The organism is Streptomyces piniterrae, assembly GCF_005048155.1.
Classification (GTDB): Bacteria; Actinomycetota; Actinomycetes; order Streptomycetales; family Streptomycetaceae; genus Streptomyces; species Streptomyces piniterrae.
The window spans coordinates 493,077-510,888 of sequence record NZ_SUMB01000003.1 but is presented as its reverse complement, the minus strand read 5'-3'; the positions used below and the strand labels follow the sequence as shown (position 1 = coordinate 510,888).

Here is a 17,812-nt window from a genome sequence, read left to right as displayed (position 1 = left end):
CCCTCGTGACAACTGACGGCAGTTGATGTTTATACGTTGCCGACATCTTCTCCGACGCCGCCGACAACCGGTGCCTCGGGGGCGAAACCGATTCGAAGCTGCGACATCCGCGCCCGTACACTGTGCGTCGTGACCGAGAACACTCAGCAGAGCAACCACAGCGCCCCCGAACTGCCGACTCAGTACACGCCGGCCGACGTAGAGGGGCCGCTGTACGAGCGCTGGGTAGAGCGGGGCTACTTCGAGGCGGACGAGAAGAGCGAGAAGCCGCCGTACACGATCGTCATCCCGCCGCCGAACGTCACCGGTTCCCTGCACCTGGGGCACGCCTTCGAGCACACGCTGATCGACGCGCTGACGCGCCGCAAGCGGATGCAGGGTTACGAGACCCTCTGGCAGCCGGGCATGGACCACGCCGGCATCGCCACTCAGAACGTCGTCGAGCGGGAGCTCGCCAAGGAGGGCGTCTCACGCCACGACCTGGGGCGCGAGGCGTTCGTCGAGCGGGTCTGGCAGTGGAAGAACGAGTCCGGTGGGCAGATCAGCGGTCAGATGCGGCGGCTCGGTGACGGCGTCGCCTGGTCCCGTGAGCGGTTCACCATGGACGAGGGCCTGTCCAAGGCCGTCCAGACCATCTTCAAGCGGCTCTACGACGACGAGCTGATCTACCGCGCCGAGCGCATCATCAACTGGTGCCCGCGCTGTCTGACCGCCATCTCGGACATCGAGGTGGAGTACCAGGACGACGAGGGCGAACTCGTCTCCATCCGGTACGGAGAGGGCGATGCGTCGATCGTCGTCGCCACGACCCGTGCCGAGACGATGCTGGGCGACACCGCCGTCGCGGTCCACCCGGAGGACGAGCGGTACGCCCATCTCGTCGGCACCGAGATCGAGTTGCCGCTGACCGGCCGCCGTATCCCGGTCGTCGCGGACGAGCACGTCGACCCGGAGTTCGGCACCGGCGCGGTCAAGGTCACCCCGGCGCACGACCCGAACGACTTCGAGATCGGCCGCCGGCACAACCTGCCGAACCTCGCCGTCCTCGACGAGCGCGGTGTCATCACGGCGCACGGCCCCTTCCTGGGCCTGGACCGTTTCGAGGCCCGTTCGGCGATCGTCGGCGCGCTGCGCGCCGACGGCCGGATCGTCGCCGAGAAGCGCCCCTACACCCACTCCGTCGGGCACTGCTCGCGCTGCAAGACCACCATCGAGCCGCGGCTGTCCATGCAGTGGTGGGTCAAGGTCGGCCCGCTGGCGAAGGCCGCGGGTGACGCGGTGCGGGACGGGAAGGTCGCGATCCATCCCAAGGAGATGGAGTCGCGCTACTTCGGCTGGGTCGACAATCTCCACGACTGGTGCATTTCCCGGCAGTTGTGGTGGGGTCACCGGATTCCCGTCTGGTACGGGCCGAACGGTGAGGTCGTCTGCGTCGGACCGGACGACGAGGCGCCGAGCGGCGACGGCTGGCACCAGGACACCGACGTCCTGGACACCTGGTTCTCCTCCGGGCTCTGGCCGTTCTCCACGCTCGGTTGGCCCGAGCAGACCCCGAGCGTCGAGAAGTTCTATCCGAACGCCGTCCTGGTCACCGGGTACGACATCCTCTTCTTCTGGGTCGCCCGGATGATGATGTTCGGCATCTACGCGATGGACGGCACCCCGCCGTTCCACACCATCGCGCTGCACGGCATGGTCCGCGACCAGTTCGGCAAGAAGATGTCCAAGTCGTTCGGCAACGCGGTCAATCCGCTGGACTGGATGGACGCCTACGGATCGGACGCCGTCCGGTTCACGCTCGCCCGCGGCGCGAACCCGGGTGTCGACGTGCCGATCGGCGAGGACTGGGTCCAGGGCTCCCGCAACTTCGCCAACAAGATCTGGAACGCCACCCGCTTCGCGCTGATGAACGGTGCGACGGTGGAGGGCGAACTGCCGCCCGCCGAGCAGCTGTCGGCGACCGACCGGTGGATCCTCTCCCGCCTCAACGAGGTCATCGCCGAGGTCGACGGCTACTACGAGGACTACCAGTTCGCGAAGCTGTCCGACGCGCTGTTCCACTTCGCCTGGGACGAGGTCTTCGACTGGTACGTCGAGCTGTCGAAGACCACGTTCATGGCCGGCGGACCGGCCGCCGACGCCTCGCGCCGTGTCCTGGGCGAGGTCCTGGACGTCACGCTGCGGCTGCTGCACCCGGTCGTCCCGTTCGTCACCGAAACCCTGTGGACGACGCTGACCGGGCGTGAGTCGGTGGTCATCGCCGACTGGCCCGCCGACTCGAGCTTCCGCGACGCGGCGGCCGAGGCGGAGATCGGGCTGGTCCAGCAGGTCGTCACCGAGGTCCGCCGGTTCCGCTCCGACCAGGGGCTCCAGCCGGGCCAGAAGGTCCCCGCCCAGCTGGACCTGTCCGGTACGGCGCTGGCGGCGCACGAGGCCGCGATGCGCTCGCTGCTGCGGCTCCAGCCGGCCGGCGACGACTTCAGCGCCACCGCGTCGCTGCCGGTCGCGGGCGCCACGGTCGCCCTGGACCTGTCCGGTGCGATCGACGTCGAGGCGGAGCGGAAGCGGTTGACGAAGGACCTGCTCGCGGCCGAGAAGGAGGTGGCCCAGGCCACCGCCAAGCTGGCCAACGAGGCGTTCCTCGCCAAGGCGCCGGAGAAGGTCGTGGACAAGATCCGCGGCCGGCTGGCGGCCGCGGAAGCCGACATCGAGCGGATCACCGCGCAGCTGGCGGCCCTGCCCCAGGCGTAGCCGCGGGACCCGGCCGGGAGCCGGGCTCCGGGCCGTCCGCAGGCCCCTCGTCCTTATGGGCGGGGGGCCTGCGCCGTCCCCGGCCGCCCCGCCGCCCCCGTTCGCGTACCGGCCAGCACAGGACGTACGCCGTCGAGACCGCCACGAAGGCAAGGCGGATCAGACCGCGTGCGGAGTCGTCCGGGACGGCGAAGACGCTGCCGTAGAGGGCGAGCAGCGCCAGCCAGCTCCACCAGGGGACCAGCCGCCGCTGGCCGATGACGTCCCACAGCAGCGTGCCGAGCAGCACCGACGCGGTGTAGTACGTGTAGACGCTGGGGTCGAGGACGATGCGGGCGTTGGCGCCCAGCAGCACCACCGCCGCCCAGCGGCCGCGCCAGACGGCGATCGAGCCCAGGGCGAGGCCGAGGGCGGCCTGGGCGGGGCGGTCCCAGCCGGGCGTCTCCGGGTCGCCGACGCCCAGCCAGCGCAGCGCGGACGCCGGATGGTTGGGAATGGCGAACTTCGCCGCGGCCAAGGACTGCGAGTCGCCGACGAAGAACGGCAGCCAGGCGAGGGCGACCAGGCCCGCGCACCACAGGCCGGCCCGCAGCCACTTCTCCCTCGGGAGGGCGAGCAGCAGCGGGACGAAGGCCAGCGCGGTGGGCTTGGAGTCCATGGCCAGGGCCAGGAAGACGCCGGTGAGGGCGGCGTTGCCGCGGGTGACGGACCGTACCGCGAGGGCCGTGAAGAACAGCGCGAGGACGTCGTCGAGATGCCCGAAGCGGACCGCGACCTCGATCCACATGGGGATGAAGGCCAGCCCGGCGATCAGTACCCGCTGCCGCAGCCGCTGGTGGTTGGTGCCGGTGCCGAGGAAGTGGTGGGCGGCGCTGCGGCCGGCCAGCACCACGATGACCAGCCCGAGCAGCGACATCAGGGCCGCGGCGAGGAACTGTCCGGTGGCCTCCGGAAACGGGTTGAACAGCCCGGCGACGAGAAAACTGACCGGGCCCATCTGGAGCTCGGGGTGGTGGGCGTAGAGATTGAGCCCACCGGTGCCGTCGCCCGCGGCGCCCTGGTAGATCAGTTCGCCACCGGTGCGCAGATAGTGCCAGGAGAAGCCGCCGTGCGGCTCGACGACGACGAACCACAGCACGGTCCACGCGGTGAGCAGCACCAAATGCATCCGCTGACTTATTGCCGGCACCCGTCTTCAGCTCCCGCTTTCCCGCGCGATACCTGTGAATCGCCATGCGTGTGTGAAATACGGGGCATACAGAGCCCGCCGTCGAAGAGGGCGGAAAGCGGGGGAAAGTTGTCTCCACCGGCCGAATTGATCGCCGGTGAGTGTTCTCCATTCGCTCTCACGGCACTCTCACCGCCCTCTCGTGAAGGCCGGCACGGTGGAACGGAATGCCGGAGTTCCCGGCGGCGGACGGTCGTGGACGGGGATACGGGATCGCACGCGAAGTTCGGCGGACCGACCGTCGGCGGCCGGACCGGTACCGCCCGGCACGGGGCGGGCGGAAGGCGGCGCGGCGCGCTCGCTGTCAGAGGTGCCTCGTAGACTTGTCGTCGTGAGCGAGCGCCCCCAGAACGACGACCCCGACCCGACCGACGCCTTCGACGAACTGGTCGAGGCCGAGACCAACCGTGACCCCGATCTCGCGGTGATCGAGGCCGGCAGCCGGACCCTGCGCGCGCAGGCCGGACCGCCGCAGGGGGACGGTGTTCCCAGCCGGCCCGGTGACCCGGAGCTCGACCGTGCGCTGCGCGCCGTCGAGGAGGAGCTGGCCGGCCGCTGGGGCGAGACCAAGCTCGACCCGTCGGTCCAGCGCATCGTGGCGCTGCTGGACATCCTGGGCTCGCCGCAGCGCGCCTACCCGTCCATCCACATCACCGGCACGAACGGCAAGACCAGCACGGCTCGCATGATCGAGGCCCTGCTGACCGCCTTCGACCTGCGCACCGGCCGCTACACGAGCCCGCACGTCCAGTCCGTCACCGAGCGGATCAGCCTGGACGGCAGCCCGATCTCCGCCGAGCGCTTCATCGAGACCTACCGCGACATCGCGCCGTATGTGGAGATGGTCGACTCCCAGCAGCAGTACCGCCTGTCGTTCTTCGAGGTGCTGACCGCGATGGCGTTCGCCGCCTTCGCGGACGCTCCGGTGGACATCGCCGTGGTCGAGGTCGGCATGGGCGGCACCTGGGACGCGACGAACGTCATCGACGGCGATGTCGCCGTCATCACCCCGATCTCCCTGGACCACACCGACCGGCTGGGGGAGACCCCCGAGGAGATCGCCGTCGAGAAGTCCGGAATCATCAAGAAGGACGCGACGGTCGTGCTGGCCCAGCAGCCGGTGGACGCCGCGTCCGTGATGCTCAAGCGCGCCGTCGAGGTGGACGCCACGGTCGCCCGAGAGGGCATGGAGTTCGGCGTGCTCTCCCGGGAGGTCGCGGTCGGCGGACAGATGCTGACGCTGCGCGGCCTGGGCGGCGAGTACTCCGAGATCTTCCTTCCGCTGTACGGCGCCCACCAGGCGCACAACGCCGCGGTGGCGCTCGCCGCGGTCGAGGCGTTCTTCGGCGTCGGCTCGGATCACGCCCGCCCGCTGGACATCGAGACCATCCGCTCCGCGTTCGCCTCGGTCGCCTCGCCGGGCCGGATGGAGGTCGTGCGGCGCAGCCCGACCGTCGTGCTGGACGCGGCGCACAACCCGGCGGGTGCGCGGGCCGCGGCCGAGGCGGTCACCGAGGCGTTCGGGTTCAGCCGTCTGGTGGGTGTTGTCGGCGCCAGCGGCGGCAAGGACGTCCGGGGGCTCCTGGAGGCCTTTGAGCCGATTTTCGCCGAGGTCGTGGTGACGCGTAACTCCAGCGACCGCGCGATGGACGCCGATGAGCTGGCGGCCGTCGCGGTGGAGGTGTTCGGCGCCGAGCGGGTGCAGGTCGAGCCGCGGCTGGACGACGCCCTGGAGGCGGCGATCACCCTCGCCGAGGAAGAGGGCGAGTTCTCCGGAGCGGGCGTCCTGGTGACCGGTTCCGTGATCACGGTCGGCGAGGCCCGGCTGCTCTTGGGGAGGAGCTGACCATGCGCACCCTGTGTGCAAGCACCCTGATAGGCGAGTTCTTCGTGATCGGCTTCGCCGGTCTGGTCGCGATGCAGCTCAGCGATCTGCCGACGGCCACGGTCTGGGCGGTCAGCGGCACCGCCATGGTGCTGAGCATCCTGCTGTGCGGGATGTTGACCCGCCCCGGCGGCGTCCAGCTCGGCTGGGTGCTGCAGATCGCCCTGATCGCCAGTGGGTTCGTCGTCCCGACGATGTTCTTCCTGGGCGCGGTGTTCGCGGCGCTGTGGTGGGCTTCGGTGCACTTCGGCCGGAAGATCGACGAGGCCAGGGCGCGGGCGCAGGCGACCACGGCGGGTTGACGGGACCGGCCTCGGCTGCGCGTTTCCGGGTGCGGTGCCTGGGGGTGCCCGCCGCCGGTGCCGGTGACCCGTCCCTGTAACCTCAGTGCACCCGCTGACCGTGTCGTATACAGGGAGTCCCTTCGTGAGCCAGCGCACGCTCGTCCTTCTCAAGCCCGACGCCGTTCGCCGCGGCCTGATCGGCGAGATCATCGGCCGTATCGAGAAGAAGGCCGGCTGGACGATCAGCGAGCTGGAGCTGCGTACGCTGGACCGCGGGCTGCTGGAGCAGCACTACGCCGAGCATGTCGGCAAGCCGTTCTATGAGCCGTTGGTGGAGTTCATGTCCTCCGGTCCGGTGGTTTCGCTGGTGGTCGAGGGCGAGCGGGTCATCGAGGGCGTGCGGGCGCTCGCCGGTCCGACTGACCCGATTGCCGCACCGAGTGGGTCCATTCGTGGGGACTTCGGCACCATCACCCGGGAGAATCTGATCCACGCCTCGGATTCCGAAGAGTCCGCCGAGCGCGAGATCAAGATTTTCTTCCCCGGGATTTCCTGACTATTCATCAGCTGTATACCCCTCGTGACCAGGGGCGACCGAAAAAAACATCGGTCGCCCTTTGGCATATGAGCCACGATCGGGGGAACGCATCTTCACGACACGTCGTCACCATTAAGGGTGGCGGGTGCGTGTACGGCTGACAATGGCGGAACAGCCTCCCACGGTGTTCGAGTGGGTGAGACTACGAACTACGATGGGGGCTTCCGCGCCTCACAGCGCATCACCTCCTGCCGACCTCCAGTAAGCATTCGCTCCAGTTGGGAAGGCCAGACGTATCCTCATGGGGAACAACATGTCGTTCATCGGCCGTGACATGGCTGTCGACCTCGGGACCGCCAACACGCTGGTGTACGTCAGGGGCCGGGGAATCGTCCTCAACGAGCCGTCGGTCGTGGCCATCAACACCAACACCGGCGGCATCCTGGCGGTGGGTGCCGAGGCGAAGAAGATGATCGGGCGGACGCCCGGCAACATCGTCGCCGTACGGCCCCTGAAGGACGGCGTGATCGCCGACTTCGAGATCACCGAGCGGATGCTCCGCTACTTCATCCTGAAGATCCACAAGCGCCGCTATCTGGCCCGCCCGCGGGTGGTCGTCTGCGTCCCCTCCGGAATCACCGGAGTTGAGCGCCGCGCCGTCATCGAGGCGTCGACCCAGGCCGGCGCGCGCCAGGTGCACATCATCGAGGAGCCGATGGCCGCCGCGATCGGGTCCGGCCTGCCGGTCCACGAGGCCACCGGCAACATGGTGGTGGACATCGGCGGCGGCACCACCGAGGTCGCGGTCATCTCGCTCGGCGGGATCGTCACCGCCCAGTCCATCCGGGTGGCCGGCGACGAGCTGGACAACGCGATCATCCAGCACATCAAGAAGGAGTACAGCCTTCTGCTGGGCGAGCGCACCGCCGAAAGCATCAAGATCACCATCGGTTCGGCGTACGACCTGGAGCAGGACGAGCACACCGAGATCCGCGGCCGCGACCTGGTCTCCGGCCTGCCGAAGACCGTCGTCATCTCGGCCGCCGAGGTCCGCAAGGCCATCGAGGAACCGGTCAACTCCATCGTCGACGCGGTCAAGACGACGCTCGACAAGTGCCCGCCGGAGCTGTCCGGCGACGTCATGGACCGCGGCATCGTGCTCACCGGAGGCGGCGCCCTGCTCCGCGGCCTCGACGAGCGGCTGCGCCGCGAGACCGGTATGCCCATCCACATCGCCGAGGACCCGCTCGACTCCGTCGCACTCGGCTCCGGCAAGTGCGTCGAGGAGTTCGAGGCCCTCCAGCAGGTCCTCGACTCCCAGCCGCGCAGGTAGCACGGTCCCCGGCCCGGCGGCCGCGACGTCCGCCGGGCCGGGGCACCGGCGTTCGGAGCAACGGCTGATTCGTACTGCGCGATCGGCTGATATACAGGCACAACAAGCCGACAAACACGGTGCACTGACGCCTCATCGCCGGGCACCGCACACACAGGCACAACGCTCAACTCCCGAACGAGACCGGCGCGGGCCCGCAGCCGGCCGGTCCTACGAGGAAGGACACGGCCGCCGCACGTGAGGGACACACGAGAGAGCCGGCTGCTGCTGGTGCTGCTGGTCGCGATCGCGTTCGCGCTGATCACGGTCGATATCCGCGGCGGTGAACAGTCCCCGCTGGACGGTGCCCGGCAGGCCGCCGCCTCCGCCTTCGGCCCGGTCGAGAGCGGCGTCGCCCGTATCGTCGACCCGGTCGGCAACGCCGTGGGCGCCGTCCGCGACGCCGGTGAGCGGCACACCCGCATCAGCCGCCTGGAGCACGAGAACGCCGCTCTCAAGGCCAAGCTGGGGTCCTCCGACCGCAACCGCAGCCGCGCCGCCCAGCTCGACAAGATGCTCAAGACCGCCGGCCAGGGCCAGTACGGCATCAAGGGCGCCCAGGTCATCGCCATCGGCGCGGCACAGGGCTTCTCCTGGACCGTCACCATCGACGCCGGCACCCGCGACGGCATCGCCCGCGACATGACCGTCCTCAACGGTGACGGGCTGGTCGGCCGGGTCACCACCGTCGGCGCCAACACCGCCACCGTGCTGCTCGCCAACGACCCGGACTTCACCGTCGGCACCCGCATGGAGAAGACCAACGAGATCGGCTTCGGCAACGGCCAGGGCGGCCGCTCGCTGCGCGTCGAGCTGCTCAACGGCAGGGCCCCGATCAAGCGGGGCGACCGGCTGGTCACCTTCGGCTCCAGCGCCGACAAGCCGTTTGTGCCCGGCGTACCGGTCGGCCAGGTCGTCAAGGTCGAACCGTCCAACGGCGATCTGACCCGCACCCTCCAGGTCCGGCCCTACGTCGCCTTCTCCCAGCTCGACATCGTCGGCGTCGTCGTCCTGCCGCCCCGCGAGGACCCGCGCGACACCGTCCTGCCACCCAAACCGGCCAAACCGAAGCCGACGCCGACGGTCACCGTCACGGCCACCCCCTCCGCGAGCGCTTCTCCCAGGAGCTGACCGATGCGCATCAACCGGATCCTGCTCGCCACCCCGTTGGTGGTCGTCGCCCTGGTCATCCAGGTCAGCATCCTCGCCCGGCTCCAACTGCCCGGCGCCGTACCCGACCTGATGCTGCTCGTCGTGGTCGGTCTGGCCCTGGTCTACGGCCATGTCGGCGGCGCCTTCACCGGCTTCGGCGCCGGCCTGCTCGCCGACCTCGCACCGCCCTCCGACCACGCCATCGGCCGCTACGCCCTGGTGCTCTGCGTCATCGGCTACGCCGCCGGACTGACCCGGCCCGAGTCCGGCCGGCACCGCTCCGCGACGATCCCCCTCGTGGCCGTTTTCGGCGCCGCCGTCGGCTCCACCCTGCTGTACGCCGCCGTCGGCTCGCTCGTCGGCGACACCGCCGCCCGGCACGTCGGCGTCGGCGGTCTGCTGCTCAGCGCCACCCTCTACGACCTGCTGCTCGCCCCGTTCACCGTCCCGCTGGTGATGGCGCTGGCCCGCAAGACCGAGAGCGACGCGCTGACCGGCGACGGCGCCGGCAGCCAGGGCGGCTCGGCCGGCAGCCGCGAGGCCGCCTACAGCTGGCTCATGCCCGGCAGCGGCCTCAAGGGCAGCCGCGGCCTGCTCAAGGCCGGACGGGTGGGCCGGACGTCCCGCGTGCCCCGGATCGGCAGCCAGCGCAGCGGACTGCTCGGCAAGTCGGCGCGGGTGAAGGCCTCCCGCATCAAGGGGGTCAAGCGGCTGTGAGTGAGCGGAGCGAGCGAACGGGCGCGTCGCGGCCGGCGACCGCCGAGCGAGCCCGTCACCGGGCCAACGGACATTCAGTGGGGGCACTGTGAGCAACCTTTCGGACTCGGGCCGGACCTCCCGGGTGACCGTCCGTCTCATCGCGATCCAGATCCTGGTCTTCTCCCTCCTGCTCACCCTCGGCGGCCGCCTCTGGTACCTGCAGATCCGCAACGGCCAGGAGTACGCCAACGAGGCGAAGAGCAACCACGTCCAGCAGGTCATCGAGCCCGCCACCCGCGGCTCCATCCTCGACGCGCGCGGCGTGCCGCTGGCCGACAACCAGACCCGTCTGGTCGTCTCCGCCAGCCGCACCGAGCTGCTGAAGATGAAGGACGACGGCAAGGCCGTGCTCGGCCGGCTCTCCAAGGTGCTGGGCATGTCCGAGCGGGAGATCCGCAACAAGGTGCGGCTCTGCGACTCCAAGACCCCGCAGCCCTGCTGGAACGGCTCCCCCTTCCAGCCGATCCCGATCACCGACGAGGCCACCACCCAGCAGGCCCTCCAGATCCGTGAGCGCTCCGAGGACTTCCCCGGCATCAGCGCCGAGCCCACCGCCGTCCGCCGCTACGGCGCCCCCGGCAAGGCCAACACCGCCCAGGTTCTCGGCTATCTCTCGCCGGTCACCGACGAGGAGATCAACAAGGCCAAGGACAGCAGCTCGCCGCTGCTGCGCTCCGACCAGATCGGCCGGTCCGGGCTGGAGCGCACGTACGACAGCGAACTGCGCGGCAAGGCCCATGTGAACCGCTACGAGGTCGACAACCTCGGCCGGGTCATCGGCCAGTCCAGGAGCGAGAAGGGCGAGGCCGGCTCCAGCGTCGTCACCAGCATCGACGCCCGCGTGCAGGGCGTGGCGGAGAAGGAGCTGGACCAGGCGATGAAGGACGCCCGCAAGGAGCGGGACCGCAACACCGGCACCAACTACAAGGCCGACGCGGGCGCCGTGGTCGTCATGGAGGCCAAGACCGGCCGGGTGGTGGCGATGGCCTCCAACCCCAGCTACGACCCCAACGCCTGGGTCGGCGGGATCTCCGGCAAGGACTACGCCAAGCTCACCGGCAAGAACTCCAACTATCCGCTGCTGAACCGCGCCATCCAGGGGCAGGCGGCCCCCGGCTCGATCTTCAAGGTCATCTCGACGGCCGCCGCGGTCAACGCCGGCTACGAGTTCAACGGCAGCTATCCCTGCGGCAGCTCCTACACCGCCGATGGCCAGACGTACAAGAACTTCGAGTCGCAGAGCCATGGCGCGATCAGCCTGGGCCGGGCGCTGGAAGTCTCCTGCGACACCGTCTTCTACAAGCTCTCGCACGACGAGTGGCGGCGGGACGGCGGGATGAAGCCGAAGCCGGCCGCCAAGAACTGGTTCTACAAGACGGCCCACCAGTTCGGCCTCGGCAAGGAGACCGGCATCGACCTCCCCAACGAGGTCACCGGCCGGGTCCCCGACCGCCAGTGGAAGCAGGACTTCTGGAAGGCCAACAAGGTCGGCTGGTGCGAGCAGGCCAAGTCCTGGCCCAAGAAGAAGGACTTCGGTACGAAGCTCGCCCGTGAGAACTGCCTCGAAGGCATGAAGCTGCACGCCTACGACTCGATCAACTACGCCATCGGGCAGGGCGACACCCTCGTCACCCCGATCCAGATGGCGACCATCTACGGCGCGATCAGCAACGGCGGCACGCTCTACAACCCGACCGTCGGCAAGGCCGTCATCAGCCCCGACGGCAAGCACATCCGGCACATCAAGCCGCAGTCGCACGGCAGGCTGCCGGTGACGGAGAAGACCCTGGCCCAGATGGACGGCGCCCTCGCCGGTGTCGCCACCCGCGGTACCGCCGCCTGGCGGTTCGGCGGCTGGCCCCAGAAGAAGATCCCGATGCACGCCAAGACCGGTACGGCCGAGGTCTACGGCAAGCAGACGACGTCATGGTTCGCGACGTACACCAAGGACTACACGATCGTCATGACCATCTCCCAGGGTGGTACGGGCTCCGGCGCCTCCGGCCCGGCCGTGCGCAAGATCTACAACGCGATCTACGGGCTCAACGACAAGGGCGACCTCGACCCGAAGGCCGCCCTGCTCCCGAAGCCGCAGGCCACCCTGCCCAAGATCGAGCCGGACGGCACGATCGTCGCCCAGCCCTTCAAGCCGTATGTCGCGCCGAAGCCGTCGCCGTCCGCATCGGGGAGCCCAGAGTGACGACCAGCCGCATGATCCCCCGCGCGTTCTCCGTACGCCGCTACAGCCCCGAACTGGGTACCTGGGGCAAGCTCACCGCCCGCGACTCGGTCCTGCGCAAGCTGGACTGGACGCTGCTGCTGTGCTGCGTCGCGCTGTCCCTCATCGGCTCGCTGCTGGTGTTCTCGGCCACCCGCAACCGGATCGAGCTCAACCATGGCGACCAGTACCAGTTCTTCCTGCACCATCTGCTGAACACCGGCATCGGGCTGGCGCTGGCCGGCTGCACGATCTGGCTCGGCCACCGCACCCTGCGCGGCGCGATTCCGATCCTCTACGGCATGTCCGTCGTGCTGGCCCTGCTCGTCCTCACTCCGCTGGGCGCCACCATCAACGGTTCGCGTTCCTGGCTGGCGATCCCGGGCGGCTTCTCCCTCCAGCCCGCCGAGTTCGCGAAGATCACCATCACGCTCGGTATGGCGATGCTGCTGGCCTCCCGGGTCGACGCGGGCGACCGGCAGCACCCCGGCCACTACACCGTCGTCCAGGCCCTCGGCCTGGCCGCAGTGCCCGTGGCCGTCATCATGCTCATGCCGGACCTGGGGTCCGTCATGGTGCTGGGCGCCATCATCCTCGGCGTACTGCTCGCCTCCGGCGCCTCCAACCGCTGGATCCTCGGCCTCCTGGGCACCGGCGTCATCGGCTGCCTCACGATCTGGCAGCTCGGCCTGCTCGACGACTACCAGATCGCCCGGTTCGCCGCGTTCGCCAACCCGAGCCTCGACCCGGCCGGCGTCGGCTACAACACCAACCAGGCGCGCATCGCCATCGGCGGCGGGGGACTGACCGGCTCCGGCCTCTTCCACGGCAGCCAGACCACCGGCCAGTTCGTCCCCGAGCAGCAGACCGACTTCATCTTCACCGTCGCCGGCGAGGAACTCGGCTTCCTCGGCGCGGGCCTCATCATCATCCTGCTCGGCGTCGTCCTGTGGCGCGCCTGCCGGATCGCCCGCGAGACGACCGAGCTCTACGGGACCATCGTCGCCGCCGGCATCATCGCCTGGTTCGCCTTCCAGTCCTTCGAGAACATCGGCATGACCCTCGGGATCATGCCGGTCACCGGCCTTCCGCTGCCGTTCGTCTCCTACGGCGGCACCTCGATGTTCGCCGTCTGGATCGCGATCGGACTGCTCCAGTCGATCAGGGTGCAGCGGCCGGTCTCGGCCTCGCGCTGAGGCCGAAGGCGGCGGCCCCCGGGCCGCCGACGTGCCCTGCTATGCGCTGCCCGCGCCGTCCGCGTACAGCTCGAACCACAGGGACGTGGAACGGGCCGGCCCCTCGAAGGGCGTGGTGCCCCAGCGGTCGGCGAGGTGGCCGAGCAGCAGCAGGCAGTGGCCCAGCTCGCCGGCCGGCACCGGGACGTCGGCCGGCGCCTCGTCGTGGACGCTGATCCGCAGGGCGTCGTCGGTGGTCAGGATGCGCAGCAGGATGTCCGTCGACTCCGGGGCGCGCAGATGGGAGTGGGTGACCGCTTCCGAGGTGAGCAGGATCGCGGTGTCCAGGAGAGGTGAAAGGTTCGTGCGGCTCAATACGGCCCGCACGAAGTCGCGGGCGGCTTTCGGTGCGGTGGGCTGGTTCGGTGCCGTCAGGAGGTACGGGCGGGCGCCCGCCGAGATACGGATGGGCTTCCGGGCGACTGTTGCGGTGAATGGGTGCACGGGTTTCTCCCTCCCCGAAGGGGTCGAGTGAGCGCCAGAGCGAATATCACCCTGCGTGGACGACGAGTGACACACCGTAATTCACGGTGTGTCCTCGGGGCTACTCGCTCTCCCGGGTGTCCCGGCCTTCCGCGTTGACGGCCGTCACCTGCGCGGGCGGACCCTCGCAAGGCCGCTCGCAAGGCTGGTCGTCAGTGGGACAGGTGACTAGATTCGACTCATGGCGGACACCGTGCGGGAAGTCGAGCGGAAGTACGAGGCCACCGACACCACCGAGCTGCCCGACCTGACCGAGGTGGACCGGGTCGCGGCCGTGGTGGAACAGGGCGTCTCGACCCTGGACGCCACGTACTACGACACCGCCGACCAGCGCCTCGCCGCCGACGGCATCACCCTGCGCCGCCGCACCGGCGGCACCGACGCCGGCTGGCACCTCAAACTGCCCGTCGCGCCCGGGGTGCGGGACGAGGTGCGGGCGCCGCTGTCCGACGCGCCGCCGCGCGAGCTGACCGTCCTCGTCCGGTCGCGGGTGCTCGACCGGGAGCTGGCCCCCGTCGTACGGCTGCGGACGCGCCGCACGGTCCGGGTGCTCCAGGACGCCGACGGCGCACCGCTCGCCGAGGTGGCGGAGGACGCGGTGTGGGCCCGGCGGGCCGGCCCACCGGGTGCGGAGGCGGGCGAGCCGGGCACGGCCGAAGAAGCCGGGGAGGCCGGGGAGGCCCGCTGGCACGAGATCGAGGTGGAGCTCACCGGCGACGAGCACGGAGCCGACGGCACCGGCCTCCTCGACGAGGTCGGCCGGCTGCTGGTCGCCGCCGGCGCCCGCCCGGCCGAAGCGCCGTCCAAGCTGGCCCGCGCCCTGGACGAGACCGGGCCGCGCGGACCGGCCGAAAGCCGCGCCGAACAGACGACGGACGCCACCGGGCCGGCCCCGACCGCCGGCCCCACCGCCGGTGAGATCGTCCTGCGCTACGTCCGCGAGCAGGTCCGGGCCATCGTCGAACTGGACCCCGCGGTACGCCGCGACATCCCCGACTCCGTCCACCGGATGCGGGTCGCCACCCGTCGTCTGCGCAGCGCCTTCCGGTCCTATGCGAAGGTCCTCGACCGCGCCGCCACCGGCCCCATCGGCGATGAACTCAAGTGGCTGGCGGCCGAGTTGGGCGTCGACCGGGACCGCGAGGTGCTCACCGAGCGGCTGCGCGCCGGGCTGGCCGAGGTGCCGGGGCCGCTGCGGCTCGGGCCGGTCGCGGCCCGGCTGCGGATCTGGGAGGAGCGCAGCCGCCAGGGGTCGCGGCAGGACCTGCTCGCCGTACTGGACGGGGAGCGCTACCTGGCGCTGCTGAAGACCCTGCGCGCCCTCCTGGACGAGCCGCCGCTGAAGAAGGCCGCCGGCCGGCCCGCGCCGCAGGTGATGTCGGCGGCCGTGCTGAAGGACTACGCGCGGCTGGCCGGCCGGGTGGAGACCGCGCTGGACGCCCCGCCCGGGACCACCACGCGCGATGTGGCGCTGCACAACGCCCGCAAGGCGGCCAAGCGCACCCGGTACGCGGCGGAGGCGGCCACCCCGGCGCTCGGCAAACCGGCAAAGAAGTTCACCAGGCGAACGAAGAAGGTGCAGCAGCTGCTGGGCGACCACCAGGACAGCGTCGTGGCCCGCACCACCCTCCGCGACCTGGCCACCCAGGCCCAGCACGCCGGCGAGGGCGGCTTCACCTTCGGGCTGCTCTACGGCCGGGAGGAGGCCCTGGCGGCCGACCGGGAGCGGGAGCTGCCGGTCCTGTGGAAGAAGGTCTCCCGCCGCAAGCACCGGGACGCGCTCCAGCGGTAGTCCGGCGTCACCGGGCCGCACCGCCCGGCAAGATCGCCGGCCGTGCGAGGGGCGACTCCGGTCGGGTTACGCTTGTGAGTCGCCCCTGCCAGCAACGAAGGTCCAGAGATGTCTGCCGAGTCGGTCTTCCCACAGCTCGAGGCCCTGCTCCCGCACGTGCAGAAGCCGATCCAGTACGTCGGTGGAGAGCTCAACTCCACGGTCAAGCCCTGGGACGAGTGCGACGTCCGCTGGGCACTCATGTACCCCGACGCGTACGAGGTCGGGCTGCCCAACCAGGGCGTCATGATCCTCTACGAGGTCCTCAACGAGCAGGAGGGCGTGCTCGCCGAGCGCACCTACAGCGTCTGGCCGGACCTCGAAGCGCTGATGCGCGAGCACCGGGTGCCGCAGTTCACCGTCGACGCCCACCGCCCGGTCTCCGCGTTCGACGTGCTCGGCGTCTCCTTCTCCACCGAGCTCGGCTACACCAACCTCCTGACGGCCCTGGACCTGTCCGGCATCCCGATCGAGGCCAAGGACCGCACGGAGGACCACCCGCTGATCCTCGCGGGCGGCCACGCCGCCTTCAATCCGGAGCCGATCGCGGACTTCCTGGACTGCGCGGTCGTCGGCGACGGCGAGCAGGCCGTCCTGGAGATCACCGAGATCATCCGCGCCTGGAAGGCCGAGGGCCGGCCCGGCGGCCGCGACGAGCTGCTCTTCCGCCTCGCGAGGACCGGCAGCGTCTACGTCCCCAAGTTCTACGACGTCGAGTACCTGGCCGACGGGCGGATCTCCCGCGTCGTCCCCAACCGCTCCGGCGTCCCGTGGCGGGTCTCCAAGCACACCGTCATGGACCTGGACGAGTGGCCCTACCCCAAGAAGCCGCTCGTCCCGCTGGCCGAGACCGTCCACGAGCGGATGTCGGTCGAGATCTTCCGTGGCTGCACCCGCGGCTGCCGTTTCTGCCAGGCCGGCATGATCACGCGTCCCGTACGGGAGCGAAGCATCACCGGCATCGGCGACATGGTGGACAAGGGGCTGAAGGCCACGGGATTCGAGGAGGTCGGCCTGCTGTCGCTGTCCTCCGCGGACCACACCGAGATCGGCGACATCGCCAAGGGCCTCGCCGACCGGTACGAGGAAGACAAGATCGGTCTGTCGCTGCCGTCGACCCGTGTCGACGCCTTCAACATCGATCTCGCCAATGAGCTGACCCGCAACGGCCGCCGCTCCGGCCTCACCTTCGCCCCCGAAGGCGGCAGCGAGCGGATCCGCAAGGTCATCAACAAGATGGTCTCCGAAGAGGACCTGATCAGGACCGTCTCCACGGCCTACGGCAACGGCTGGCGGCAGGTCAAGCTCTACTTCATGTGCGGTCTGCCGACCGAGACCGACGACGACGTCCTCCAGATCGGCGACATGGCGGTCAACGTCATCGCCGAGGGCCGCAAGGTCTCCGGGCAGAACGACATCCGCTGCACGGTCTCCATCGGCGGCTTCGTACCCAAGCCGCACACCCCGTTCCAGTGGGCGCCGCAGCTGTCCGCCGAGGAGACCGACGCGCGGCTCGAAAAGCTCCGGGACAAGATCCGCGGCGACAAGAAGTACGGCCGGTCCATCGGCTTCCGCTACCACGACGGCAAGCCCGGCATCGTCGAGGGCCTGCTCTCCCGCGGCGACCGCCGCATCGGCTCGGTCATCCGCGCCGTCTACGAGGGCGGCGGCCGCTTCGACGGCTGGCGCGAGCACTTCAGCTACGACCGCTGGATGAAGGCCGCCGAGGAGACACTGCCCGCGTTCGGCGTCGACGTCGCCTGGTACACCACGCGCGAGCGGACGTACGAGGAGGTCCTGCCCTGGGACCACCTGGACTCCGGCCTCGACAAGGACTGGCTCTGGGAGGACTGGCAGGACGCCCTCGACGAGACCGAGGTCGAGGACTGCCGTTGGACCCCGTGCTTCGACTGCGGCGTCTGCCCGCAGATGGACACCGAGATCCAGATCGGCCCGACCGGCAAGAAGCTGCTGCCGCTGACCGTGAAGAAGCCCGCGACCCTCGCAAACGGCCAGTGATGTGAGCGATGCCTTACGGCGGATCGCCCGTACGAAGCTGCCGCTGACTCCGGCGTT

General features: G+C 70.0%; 13 protein-coding genes. 11 read left to right on the top strand and 2 right to left on the bottom strand.

From position 1 onward, the window contains the following. Positions 1 to 129: 129 nt before the first annotated feature. Positions 130 to 2,751 carry a valine--tRNA ligase gene (locus FCH28_RS10985; RefSeq protein WP_136739623.1) on the top strand — a complete coding sequence of 874 codons (2,622 nt, stop codon included), beginning with the start codon at positions 130 to 132 and terminating at the stop codon, positions 2,749 to 2,751. Here the strand turns inward: FCH28_RS10985 and FCH28_RS10980 are convergent. After that, positions 2,717 to 3,919: a hypothetical protein gene (locus FCH28_RS10980; protein WP_136739946.1), complete on the bottom strand. Its 1,203-nt coding sequence runs from the start codon at positions 3,917 to 3,919 to the stop codon at positions 2,717 to 2,719. The two genes, FCH28_RS10985 and FCH28_RS10980, sit on opposite strands and share 35 nt — an antisense overlap. Before the next feature lie 391 nt (positions 3,920 to 4,310). Between FCH28_RS10980 and folC the strand changes: the two genes are divergently transcribed. From folC to rodA, 8 genes are all read left to right on the top strand, one after another. Next, a complete protein-coding gene (folC, locus tag FCH28_RS10975; protein WP_136739622.1) occupies positions 4,311 to 5,825 on the top strand; it encodes a bifunctional tetrahydrofolate synthase/dihydrofolate synthase in 1,515 nt (504 codons plus the stop codon). Between the two features lie 2 nt (positions 5,826 to 5,827). Further along, on the top strand, positions 5,828 to 6,166 hold the full coding sequence (locus FCH28_RS10970; protein WP_136739621.1) for a DUF4233 domain-containing protein: 339 nt from the start codon (positions 5,828 to 5,830) through the stop codon (positions 6,164 to 6,166). Positions 6,167 to 6,290: 124 nt separating this feature from the next. Next, on the top strand, positions 6,291 to 6,704 hold the full coding sequence (gene ndk, locus FCH28_RS10965; RefSeq protein ID WP_136739620.1) for a nucleoside-diphosphate kinase: 414 nt from the start codon (positions 6,291 to 6,293) through the stop codon (positions 6,702 to 6,704). A gap of 295 nt (positions 6,705 to 6,999) precedes the next feature. Further along, positions 7,000 to 8,019 carry a rod shape-determining protein gene (locus tag FCH28_RS10960; RefSeq protein ID WP_003985182.1) on the top strand — a complete coding sequence of 340 codons (1,020 nt, stop codon included), beginning with the start codon at positions 7,000 to 7,002 and terminating at the stop codon, positions 8,017 to 8,019. Between the two features lie 237 nt (positions 8,020 to 8,256). Beyond that, positions 8,257 to 9,189, top strand: a complete 933-nt coding sequence (gene mreC / locus FCH28_RS10955) for a rod shape-determining protein MreC (RefSeq protein ID WP_136739619.1) — start codon at positions 8,257 to 8,259, stop codon at positions 9,187 to 9,189. A gap of 3 nt (positions 9,190 to 9,192) precedes the next feature. After that, a complete protein-coding gene (gene mreD, locus FCH28_RS10950) occupies positions 9,193 to 9,927 on the top strand; it encodes a rod shape-determining protein MreD (RefSeq protein ID WP_136739618.1) in 735 nt (244 codons plus the stop codon). Positions 9,928 to 10,015: 88 nt separating this feature from the next. Beyond that, positions 10,016 to 12,169 carry a penicillin-binding protein 2 gene (gene mrdA, locus FCH28_RS10945; protein WP_136739617.1) on the top strand — a complete coding sequence of 718 codons (2,154 nt, stop codon included), beginning with the start codon at positions 10,016 to 10,018 and terminating at the stop codon, positions 12,167 to 12,169. Between the two features lie 11 nt (positions 12,170 to 12,180). Beyond that, a complete protein-coding gene (gene rodA / locus FCH28_RS10940; protein ID WP_136739945.1) occupies positions 12,181 to 13,383 on the top strand; it encodes a rod shape-determining protein RodA in 1,203 nt (400 codons plus the stop codon). A 39-nt stretch (positions 13,384 to 13,422) separates the two neighbouring features. Here rodA and FCH28_RS10935 read toward each other — a convergent pair whose 3' ends face one another. Further along, a complete protein-coding gene (locus FCH28_RS10935) occupies positions 13,423 to 13,866 on the bottom strand; it encodes an ATP-binding protein (protein ID WP_136739616.1) in 444 nt (147 codons plus the stop codon). A gap of 220 nt (positions 13,867 to 14,086) precedes the next feature. Between FCH28_RS10935 and FCH28_RS10930 the strand changes: the two genes are divergently transcribed. Continuing rightward, on the top strand, positions 14,087 to 15,697 hold the full coding sequence (locus FCH28_RS10930; RefSeq protein ID WP_136739615.1) for a CYTH and CHAD domain-containing protein: 1,611 nt from the start codon (positions 14,087 to 14,089) through the stop codon (positions 15,695 to 15,697). Positions 15,698 to 15,805: 108 nt separating this feature from the next. Then, positions 15,806 to 17,755, top strand: coding sequence for a TIGR03960 family B12-binding radical SAM protein (locus FCH28_RS10925; RefSeq protein WP_136739614.1), 1,950 nt, complete (start codon positions 15,806 to 15,808; stop codon positions 17,753 to 17,755). The last annotated feature ends 57 nt before the right edge of the window (positions 17,756 to 17,812 follow it).